The following is a 10338-nucleotide window of genomic DNA, read 5'->3' as shown; positions in this document are numbered from 1 at the left end:
CTGTTACACGGTAAGAGAATTTGAAAGTTCGATTAAGGCGTTCTACCACCTCTTTTACCCAGCGAAATTGAGTTGTAACAGCATCATCATTGGTTAGTCCGATGACCTGAGTAACATCAAAGTCCCAACCTCTTTCAAGCTTACATTGCTGGCTGGCGAGAGGATATGCACTATAACCATCCGCAATAAATTTCAAAGCTTTACCTGGGAAGGTTTTGAATTTTTCAAAAGCCATACGCATAGCGAGAATACAAGGTCCTACTGCACGGGTATCTGATACTTGGTAACCTAGGATTGATTTTTTACAGGCATCCATGATAAACCAGACATAATGGTTAATGCCCTTTACCTTGATATAAGTCTCGTCAGCAGAAAGGATGTTGGCAGGTTTATAGTCAAATGTATCTGTAAAAGGTTTTATAACAGCGGCAGCTGTCATAGCATAGTTAGCAACCATTGTATGCGAAATTATGGTGAGTGTTTTAAAATGGTGAGTCAATCAACTTATTCTTGAGTTTGAGCCAATCTTTGTATGAATCACTCACCATAATAATTACATCATTTTTTACAAATGGAGTTTAAAAATCTCATTAAGTCAGTATCATCCCCCCAAATTGGAAGATCTGTACTTGGAAGAATATCACTGTAGGCCTCTTCTATTGCTTTTCGTTTCATTTCTGTATCTGCCCTAGCATAAATTTCTGTTGTAGAGCAGTCACAATGTCCAAGGAAATCTCTTATATATATAAGATTGATTCCAGATTGAAGTAAATGCATGCTTTTGCTATGCCTGAATACATGGAGTGTGACCGGAAATGGTACAGTAAACTTAGGGTTCTGTTTTGCTAGTACTACGTATTTATTAATGATATAAGAAACTCCCCATAGTGAGAGCTTTTGATTTCTTTGATTTACAAATAAATAATTCTCACCCTTACTTATTGCATTATTAACTTTCTGATTAATTAGATAATTTTCTATGAGTTTCTTTGTTTTGTCCATAATAGGTACCTGTCTCGTTTTGTTTCCTTTGCCAGTGAGCGTAATGACCGCAGGTTTTGATATACGAATATCCTTATTTTTCAAGACAATTAACTCCTGTACTCTTGCTGCGGTGTCATACAGTATTACCAGAAGGATAAAATCCCTTCTGCCAACGTTAGTTGCTGTGTTAGGCTGCTCTAAAAGTATTTTCATTTCTGCACCAGTTAGAAATGGTACAATTGTTTTAGGTCCTTTTTTATTAGGGATGTTCAGTATTTTCTGAATTTCATAGAGATTTTCAGGAGCCTCTTTTTGAACGTATCTAAAAAATGAATATAATGCTACCATACGCTGATTTCTTGTTGAGATGGTACATTTTCTTTCCTTCTCAATCCAGTCAAGAAATTCAATGATTAAGTCATGCGTTAAAAAACTTAGGGTTAAACGTTCTGGTTTGACTTTCTTTTCCTTTTCACAATACGCAAGTAATAATTTAAAAGTAGTTGCATACGATTCAATGGTATTGGGGCTGGAATTTTTCTGTCCTGGCAAGTATTTACCAAGAAAACTTGCCAAATAATAAGGGAAGTCAGTTTTCTTCATAGAAACAACCTTCTTCTGGTAGCAAACAGAACTTGTCCACTTCGTTACCAATTTCTGTAACGGGGTCGTATCATCCTCCCAAAAAAAAGTAAATATAGAAATGTAAGGCGTACATTTAGTATAGAATAAGTCATGAAGCAAAATTAAGAATATCGCCTTTCTAATAATTATCTCTAATTCCTTTTACATTTATTAGGCTTTCGGTGCGACCCTCTTGTAAAATATGGAAGCGTAAATGAACGTATTTTACTTACTAATCATCATCATGAAAAGGTTAAATAGAGTAATAGCCTCAAAGTGAAAGTAACTCAATTAGTATTGTGTTACTTTCAACTTATGTTTCAATGCAATGGAATAAAAAAAAGAAGGCAAAATTATGGCTTTAATAGCACATCTTGAATAAATTTTACTTATATCCGAATCATCTAAAATGACTAAAGTATAACTATATTGGATATAATTTTAACTAAATATAATTTTCTAGATAATTAGTAAAGAATATTATATTTATGAGGAAGGATGATTTAATTATGGAGTTTGAGAATAAAATCAATTGTATTACAGAATTATGTGGTAGTAACCAAATTATAATAAGAAAATTTCATATTGGAATAATACATCCTATTGAAGTTGCACTTTTATATAAAGATGGCTTAGTAGATCAAAATATTATTAATAGAGATATATTAAATCCTTTAATGCATCAAGTGAATGAAGATTTAAGCACAATTGAATTGATTAATGAGCATGTTTGCGATAAATATATTTCAATGTCAAAGATAGCTATTGAAAGTGATATTAATATGGTAGCAAAAGATATTAAAAGTGGACAAACGGCCATTATTATATATACAACAAATAGTTTTATTGTTGCAAATACAACTGGTGGTGAGCATAGAAGTATTACAGAACCATTGGATGAAGTTGGTGTTAGGGGACCGAGAGATGGTTTTGTAGAAAACCTTCAAATAAATCTCAGTCTACTAAAAAGAGAGCTGAAAGATAAAAATTTAAAAATAGAAAATTTAATTGTAGGAAAGCGATCGCAAAAGGATATAGCTATAGTATATGTTGATGATATTGTAGATAAAGGTATACTGAATGATATTAAAAATAGATTATCATTAATTGATGTAGATTTTATTGGTTCAAGTGGTGAAATCTCACAATATATTGAAGATTATCCGTATTCTATTTTCCCTCAGGCATATGTAACGCAAAAACCAGATATTGTACAATCAAATGTTTTGGAAGGTAAAATTGCTATAGTAGTTGATGGTACACCTTTTGTCCTTACTGTTCCATCTTTGTTTACAGACTTTTTTCAAGCATCAGAAGATTACTATCAAAGAACAGTTGTAAGTAATTTTAATAGGTTCATTCGTATATTTACCACTTTTGCGGTTGTCATATTACCGTCTACTTATTTAACTTTAATTATGTATAATTCTGAACTAATTCCAATTAGATTTATAATTCCAATAGTTCAATCCAGATTGGGTATAGGGTTATCTCCATTTCTTGAGATATTATTTATGCTAATTGTTGTAGAAATTTTAAGAGAAGGAGGATTAAGGCTTCCCAATAAAATTGCTCAGACACTAAGCGTAGTTGGAGGTTTTATAATAGGCAATGCTGCTTTGCAAGCTAAATTAGTTAGTCCAACCACGTTGGTAATAGTAGGCGTTGCAACTATTGGAACTTTTATCATACCAAGTTATGATATGTCAATCTCAATAAAATTACTAGGGTTTCCTTTACTATTCTTAGTAAATTATTTAGGAGCAGTAGGCCTAATAGTAGGTATATATTTCTTATTTGTACATCTTCTTTCCTTAGACAGCTTTGGAGTTCCATATTTCCCTTTAGATAAATATAGCGATTTAAAAGATATGTTTATTAGATCTCCTTTATGGAAGATGAATAAGAGACCTGAAAGTACACCCAATAACAATCCGATAAGACAAACTGATTTTAGAAATAATTTCTGGAGGAATAAAGATGAAAAAAGTAAAAAGTAACGATATAACCCCAGGAGAGGTTACTTTTTTACTTGTTGGATCTATGATTGGTGTTGGAATATTATCACTACCTAACAAGTTAGTCGCTATTGCAAACCAGGATGCATGGATATCAGCATTTATTGGGGCTGTATATCCATTATATATGGCTATTATTGCTTCATTCCTATGCAAAAGGTATCCCAAAAAAAATATTTTATCTTTAAGTAAAAAATGTTTTGGTAAATTTGTTGGCAGTATTTTAAATATTATTTTTTTATTATACTTTGTATTTCTCACTACATCAATAGCTTTTCAAGTTAGTCTAATAAAGGGAACTTTATTAGCTGATTTTTTAAGTATACCAAGATTATTAATAGTAATACTGTGTTTAGCTGCTTATACCTCAATAAAAGGTTTAAAGGTTTTAGGAAGACTAAATCAATTAATGTTTATACTTACTATTATTCTAACTTTAATTTTGTGTTTAGCTTTATTTGAAGGGACATACTTGAATATATGTCCAATATTAGGTAGTGGAGTTGTAAATATACTAAAGGCAAGCAAACAATCGGGTTTTGCCTACGGAGGAATCGAAATTTTATTTTTAATCTATCCATTTGTAACTGAAAAGACAAAGATTATGAAATCATCAATAAAAAGTGTTTTAATAACAGCAATAATATATACTTGGATTACATTTATTACAATTTATTATATAGGAATAGATATTATTACCAAAATGAATTGGTCTGTAAATATGGTAGCTAAGACTATAGAAATACCTATAATTAATAATTTTAGATTTGTATTTCTTGTTATTTGGGCTCTTATTATAATCAAGACAATATCTAATAATTATTTTGCAGTAGCTTTAATTTTAAATGATTTTTTTAAAAGAACTGAAATAAAAAAAATTATATATATTATTTATCCAGTGATAGTTTATTTAGCTTTGAAATATAATAACCTTGCAACTACTACCGATTTTTTAAACTATATTGTCCCTAAATATGTTTTATTCAACATAGCCTATGTGACAATAATAACATTAATAATTTATTTGAAAGAGGATATTTAAAATGAAGAAGAAGAAGAATAAAAAAAAATATATAATTTCAATTTTAATATGTGTTACAATTGTTGCTTTTTTCTCTTCAGGATTAAAACAGCGACGACCAGTTGAAGAGCTAGATATTATTTCAGCAATAGGACAAGATATTAAAATAAATGGTACTAACATAAATTATATTGTACCATTTTCAGTATATCTACTTGAACCTCAAGAAAAATTAGAAAGTACTTTAAAAAGTGGTACTGCAACGAATGTAGGGGAAACAAGGCAGACAAGGCAATTAGGGAATGATAATAAAAGTATATTGGGTCTTGAAAAAATTTACGTCTTAAGTCAAGAGTATGCATTTTATGGAATTAGTAATACGCTGGATATTCTATTTAGGAACCCATATTTAAATGATACTGCATATATGATGGTATGCAAAGGTGCAGCATCAAATATGCTTAGCATGAAGATAAAAGGGTACCCAAGTTCTGGAGATTTTATAGAAGGATTAATTAGAAACGCCAAAAATTATAATTTTTTCTCGAATAAATATAGAGTTATGGATCTATTTTTTACAGTTGACCGTGAAGGATGTAATCTTGTATTACCTTATATTGAAATAACAGATAAAGGAATCCAAGTTACTGGAATGGCCTTATTTAAAAAAGATAAAATGGTTACGAAAATTAATGTTGATGAGCTTAAAACTATGAATATATTAAGAGAAAATGATGTTAAAGGGATTCTTTCAATCCAAAAGAATCCAAAAGAGTATATTAACTATTATGCTACTTCCCAAAAAAAAGTATCTTGTACTAAAGAAGGAAATAAATATAAATTTACTATAAATATTAATTTAGAAGGGGATATAATAAGTGATACACTTATTAAAAATTTACAAAAGAGCCCGGAAAAGAATGCTGAATTTAACAAAACAATGGCTGAAGACGTAAAGAAAAAATGTAATGATTTTATAATTAAAATGAAAAATGAATATAAAGTTGACTGTTTGAATTTAGGGCAAGTTGCAGCTGCCAAGTATGGTAGACATACTGGGGTCGATTGGAATTCTATAGTGTGTAATTCAGAAATCGAAGTTAATGTTAAAGTTAAAGTTCAAAAAACTGGAAGAGGAGATTATTAATTTCATAATACAACGATAATTACCATATAAATTATATTGTAATAGTAAAGATTAAAAAAGAAACCAAATAAGCCTTTTGTTGACTATAAATATCGATATTTATATATCTGGTAATAAAAAAGCAGTACATAGGGGAATGTTTTAATATAGTTGGTAGTAACTAGCACCTATATTTTTTATTACTAAGATAGCACTAGCCACAAAGTGAATGTAACACAATTATGAACTGCTCCCTGTCAAGTAGACAGTCGAAATAATAAAAATTACTCAGACGGCTAACGCCCTAAATTCAAAAGGACTAAGGCTGTTTAACTTTTTCTGTAATCTTTTAGTATTGTAGAAAATAATATATTTATCAATTGCATTAGAGAGTTCCTCATATGAACTATATTTGTGTAAGTAGTACTCTTCGCACTTAAGAATACCCCAAAAGCCTTCCATAGGACCGTTGTCGATACATTTTCCAACTCGTGACATGCTTTGTGTCATTCCTGAAGCATCCAGTTTTCCCTTAAATTCATTGGAGGTATATTGGTAACCTCGATCCGAATTATACTGAATTCAGTATAATAGTGACTATACCGAAGAAAAAACTATGCCGAAGATTTATAAAAATCTAAATGGACAATGTATTTGATGATTTATTTTCGGCATAGTATTCGCTATACTTGAAGTACTTTATAAAGGAGGTACTTTAAGATGAAAATTGATACTATTTGTGCTTTATTAATAGAAGCACTACTGGAAGCAAGCTATACTGAATCCACTGTTTTTAATTATCAAGGCGTAATTCGAAGATTTAAAGTCTTTTGCAGGGAAAAAGGTGTTACCGAATACACGCCTGAATTTGGTAACACATATGCTGATGACGTAATAAGCAAAAATACTGGAGTATTTAGTAAAAATCGTTATCATACACAGGGCAGATTTATACGCTTGATTGATTCGTATTTCATCACTGGACACTTTGATTTTTCAACTTTAACACGCGGTAAGGTTATTCCAAGCAATCAATGTCATAGAAATATTTATTCTGATTATGGAAAATTTTTAAAGTCCGAATATTCTAATGAGAACACAATTAATTTCTATGAATATGGGTTTTATTACTTACTACAATACTTAGATAGTCTTGGTGTGGTTGATATCGAATCTCTCACACCTAAAATAGTTATTAGATATATACAGAATTCGAAACAATGTAGGCAAAGGGAAATCCTATGTGAACTCAGAGCAATTTTTAGATATCTGAAGAGAGCGGATCTATTATCAGCGATAGCTGGAATCCATGCTCCGAGAATTAAACGTATAATACCTACATTAACTGACGAAGAGCAGCATAATCTCAAAAGTGTCATTGATGAGGAATTGGTCACCCTTCGCGATTCAGCCATTGTACTTCTAGGACTTTCATCGGGAATAAGAGCATGTGATCTTATAGAGCTAAAGCTCCCAGATATTGATTGGCTTAATGAGACTATATCATTTCGTCAGAGCAAGACGAAAAATATTGTATGTTTACCGTTAATTCCTTTGATTGGTAATGCAATCTTTCGTTACATAACTGAGGAACGGCCGGATTCAAAGAACAATTTCATATTTATAAGACAACTAGCACCATTTGAACCATTATCTAACCACGCATCATGCTACGAAGTAGTTAGACGAGTTTTCAGTAAAGCTGGAATTAAAAAGGATGGTCGTATCTTTGGAATGCATATGTTGCGCCATAACGCAGCATCTACTATGGTTAAAAACTTTGTTCCAATAGAGACTATAGCTGCAATACTTGGTCATTCCAATTCAGAATCTACGGATATATACATCACTACTGACGAGCATAGACTCAAAGAGTGTGTGTTACCAATGACTGGCATCTCTACGGAGGTGAATCCATGAGCGACTTAATTAGTAACCTTGCACTTGAAATCAGAGACTTTATTAAATTTAAGAATTCTCTTGGAATTGAGTATAAGACAGGACTATATTACTTAAAACAGCTTGATAAATATAATTACGAACATGGAAACTATGATGATTTTAAAAAAGATATCACTGAAAACTTGGCCATGCAGCATGCCAACAAATCCACTACAGGAGACCGGAGCTGGATATCTCCCATAAGGGAATTCGGACGTTATCTCCAAAGTATTGGTTTAAAAGATGCATATGTCCTCGATGGTAGGTTTACCATTCAGCGTTATCATGCTGAAGTATATCTGATGAGTGATAATGAGATTCAAATCTTCTTCAAGGAATGTGACTCTTATGTACTTAGAAAAAAAAATTCTGGAAGAGCATATGTTTTACCTGCTCTATACAGGTTATTGTATTGTTGCGGAGCACGATGTGGAGAGGTACGAAAGCTTAAATGTACAGATGTGCATCTTGATAAAGGATATGTTGATATCCTGCAGGCAAAGGCCCATAGGGACAGGCGGCTCTTCCTGTCTGATGAACTAATTGATTATCTGAAATGTTATGACACTGCCATTAGTAAATGTTCTCCATCAAGAGAATATTTCTTTCCTGGAGAGCACGTATTATTACATACATCTTATTCCAGACTTTTTCCCACAGTATACTACCCTTACATCTTCATTGGAAGGACTTATTCCTGAGGTTGAAGAGTATGAAATATAACAGGAAGAAAGATAAAAATTTTTGGAAGTTGGCTCGAAACTATCTTCATGATTACATGCCAGTAACAAGAAATCTGTCAGACAAGTCCGTCGAGGCATACAAGCAATCGCTAAAATCTTACCTGCAGTTTCTTGAGGAATATCGGTCATTAGTAAATGACGATGTTACATTTGAAGCATTTTCAAGGGATAATGTCAAAGACTTTGTTGGATGGTTAAAGGAACATAATTATGCTCCTAAGAGCATAAATCTGAAACTAACAGCAATAAGGTCTTTTTTGAAGTACTGTAGTGAGGAAGATTTTGAACTTAGAGGAATATATACAGAGGTATGCTCCATAAAGAAGCAGAAAGAAGAAAATCGTCCTATCCAATATCTTCAACCAACTGCTACTTCAGCCATACTTTCTGCCTATGATACGAAAACGGCAAAATATAGAAGGAATCGTATGATGTTAATACTGCTTTACGACACAGGTGCCAGAGTTCAGGAATTGGCTGATCTAAATCTTTCTTCGTTGCATCTTGAAACAGCAAATCCATATGTAACACTTATTGGAAAAGGACGTAAAATTAGAAATGTACCACTGATGGGAAAAACAGTAAAGCATTTGGCGATATATCTAAGAGAATTTCATCAAGAAACTAATGAAAATCCATTATTATACAGTTTATTGGACAGTAAACCTCATAGCCTTTCAACAGACAGCATCAGCTTAGTGCTTAAAACTGCCGCAAATACTGCAAGAAAAACTTGCGGTGATGTACCTGGAAATGTTCATTGTCATCTCATCAGAAAAACAAAAGCAATGGATTTATATAAAAACGGAGTTCCACTTCCGTTCATTATGCAATTGCTTGGTCATGAGAGTATGTCAACAACATCTGGCTTCTATGCATTTGCAACACTTGAAATGATGAGCGATGCAATGAAAAAAGCAACACCAAATCTTAAAAACGAAGATAAACTGTGGAAAAAAGATGAAATCAAGAAAGTACTCTTCTCACTTGATTAATCCAAAAAAATATGCCGAAGAATAAGCGCTTATTAGTATAACTACAGGATATTCAATGAATCTTCGGCATAGTTTTTTCTTCGGTATAGTCACTATGAATCATTGGGCTTGCGCCAGGAGAAGCATTTAGGACTATATCTAAATTTTTAAACACAAGGCGGTTATTGTTAGAATGCCCAAATACATACCCTACAATAGAGTTGTCGTATAGATCCAATATGGCACTTAGATACGCTTTACTAGAATTACCGTACTTGAATTCAGTAACATCTGTAAGCCACTTTTGATTTAATTTATCAGCGGTGAATTTTCGATTCAAAATATTTTCTGTAACTTGCTGTGGACTAGATTTGACGTAACGTTTCTTTTTTCTACGAATAACAGCTTGTAACCCTGAGAGCCTCATAAGTCTATAAATACGTTTATAGTTATAATTTTTCTTTAGCTTACTATTCAAGTTCATGGTTATTCTTCTATAACCGTAAATTCCATTTACTTTATTATAAATAATTATAATTTCTTTCATCAATACCTTATTTTCAGACTCTAGTACAGATTCTTCATGCGTTAACCACTTATAGTATGAAGACCGTGGAATCATCGCTAATTTACATAACAAAGAGATAGAAAAATTTTCTTTTTCATGAAGTTGTGAAATTATAATATACTTGTCCAATTGCCTTGTACGCCTTAAGTACGCCTCCTTTCGAGTTCCTCCAATTTTTTTAAAAATGCATTTTCCGCCCTTAATCTTTCATTTTCTACTTCCAATTTCTTCAATGAAAGTTTTGCTCTGTCTTCAAGTGTTAGTTCCTCTTCAGGCTTTTTCCTGCCTCGCCTAAGATCGGAAGAGCGTCGTGTAGGGAAAGAGTGTGGATCAAGTGTA

Annotated in this window: 9 protein-coding genes and 1 pseudogene; 6 read left to right on the top strand and 4 right to left on the bottom strand. The window is 32.1% G+C overall.

Annotated features, from left to right (window positions below):
• A partial coding sequence (locus Q0649_RS20175) for a DDE-type integrase/transposase/recombinase (RefSeq protein ID WP_367179424.1) occupies nt 1-439 on the bottom strand: 439 nt, incomplete at its 3' end.
• 119 nt (nt 440-558) lie between these two features.
• Entirely contained in the window at nt 559-1587 is a 1029-nt protein-coding gene (locus tag Q0649_RS20170; RefSeq protein WP_298846063.1) for a tyrosine-type recombinase/integrase, read from the bottom strand.
• 530 nt (nt 1588-2117) lie between these two features.
• Between Q0649_RS20170 and Q0649_RS20165 the strand changes: the two genes are divergently transcribed.
• The 3 genes from Q0649_RS20165 to Q0649_RS20155 are packed head-to-tail and all read left to right on the top strand — an operon-like array spanning nt 2118 to nt 5794.
• A complete protein-coding gene (locus Q0649_RS20165) occupies nt 2118-3608 on the top strand; it encodes a spore germination protein (RefSeq protein ID WP_298846061.1) in 1491 nt (496 codons plus the stop codon).
• Nucleotides 3589-4668 (top strand): endospore germination permease, encoded by a 1080-nt coding sequence (locus Q0649_RS20160; RefSeq protein WP_298846058.1) that lies wholly within the window; start codon nt 3589-3591, stop codon nt 4666-4668. Before Q0649_RS20165 ends, Q0649_RS20160 begins: the two co-directional genes overlap by 20 nt.
• 1 nt (nt 4669) lies before the next feature.
• Nucleotides 4670-5794 carry a Ger(x)C family spore germination protein gene (locus Q0649_RS20155; protein ID WP_298846055.1) on the top strand — a complete coding sequence of 375 codons (1125 nt, stop codon included), beginning with the start codon at nt 4670-4672 and terminating at the stop codon, nt 5792-5794.
• A gap of 267 nt (nt 5795-6061) precedes the next feature.
• Here Q0649_RS20155 and Q0649_RS20150 read toward each other — a convergent pair.
• A pseudogene (locus Q0649_RS20150) lies at nt 6062-6346 on the bottom strand (transposase); the annotation flags it as partial.
• A 147-nt stretch (nt 6347-6493) separates the two neighbouring features.
• Here Q0649_RS20150 and Q0649_RS20145 point away from each other — a divergent pair.
• The 3 genes from Q0649_RS20145 to Q0649_RS20135 are packed head-to-tail and all read left to right on the top strand — an operon-like array spanning nt 6494 to nt 9452.
• Nucleotides 6494-7693: a tyrosine-type recombinase/integrase gene (locus tag Q0649_RS20145; RefSeq protein WP_298846053.1), complete on the top strand. Its 1200-nt coding sequence runs from the start codon at nt 6494-6496 to the stop codon at nt 7691-7693.
• Nucleotides 7690-8415 (top strand): tyrosine-type recombinase/integrase, encoded by a 726-nt coding sequence (locus tag Q0649_RS20140; RefSeq protein ID WP_298846050.1) that lies wholly within the window; start codon nt 7690-7692, stop codon nt 8413-8415. Before Q0649_RS20145 ends, Q0649_RS20140 begins: the two co-directional genes overlap by 4 nt.
• A gap of 11 nt (nt 8416-8426) precedes the next feature.
• Nucleotides 8427-9452 (top strand): tyrosine-type recombinase/integrase, encoded by a 1026-nt coding sequence (locus Q0649_RS20135; protein ID WP_367179423.1) that lies wholly within the window; start codon nt 8427-8429, stop codon nt 9450-9452.
• A gap of 52 nt (nt 9453-9504) precedes the next feature.
• Here the strand turns inward: Q0649_RS20135 and Q0649_RS20130 are convergent, their stop codons facing one another.
• Nucleotides 9505-10128 (bottom strand): IS3 family transposase, encoded by a 624-nt coding sequence (locus Q0649_RS20130; protein ID WP_298846048.1) that lies wholly within the window; start codon nt 10126-10128, stop codon nt 9505-9507.
• Nucleotides 10129-10338: the final 210 nt, after the last annotated feature.

Source organism: uncultured Clostridium sp., from assembly GCF_937920395.1.
GTDB lineage: Bacteria > Bacillota > Clostridia > Clostridiales > Clostridiaceae > Clostridium_AD.
This window is presented reverse-complemented; position numbering and strand designations above follow the sequence as displayed.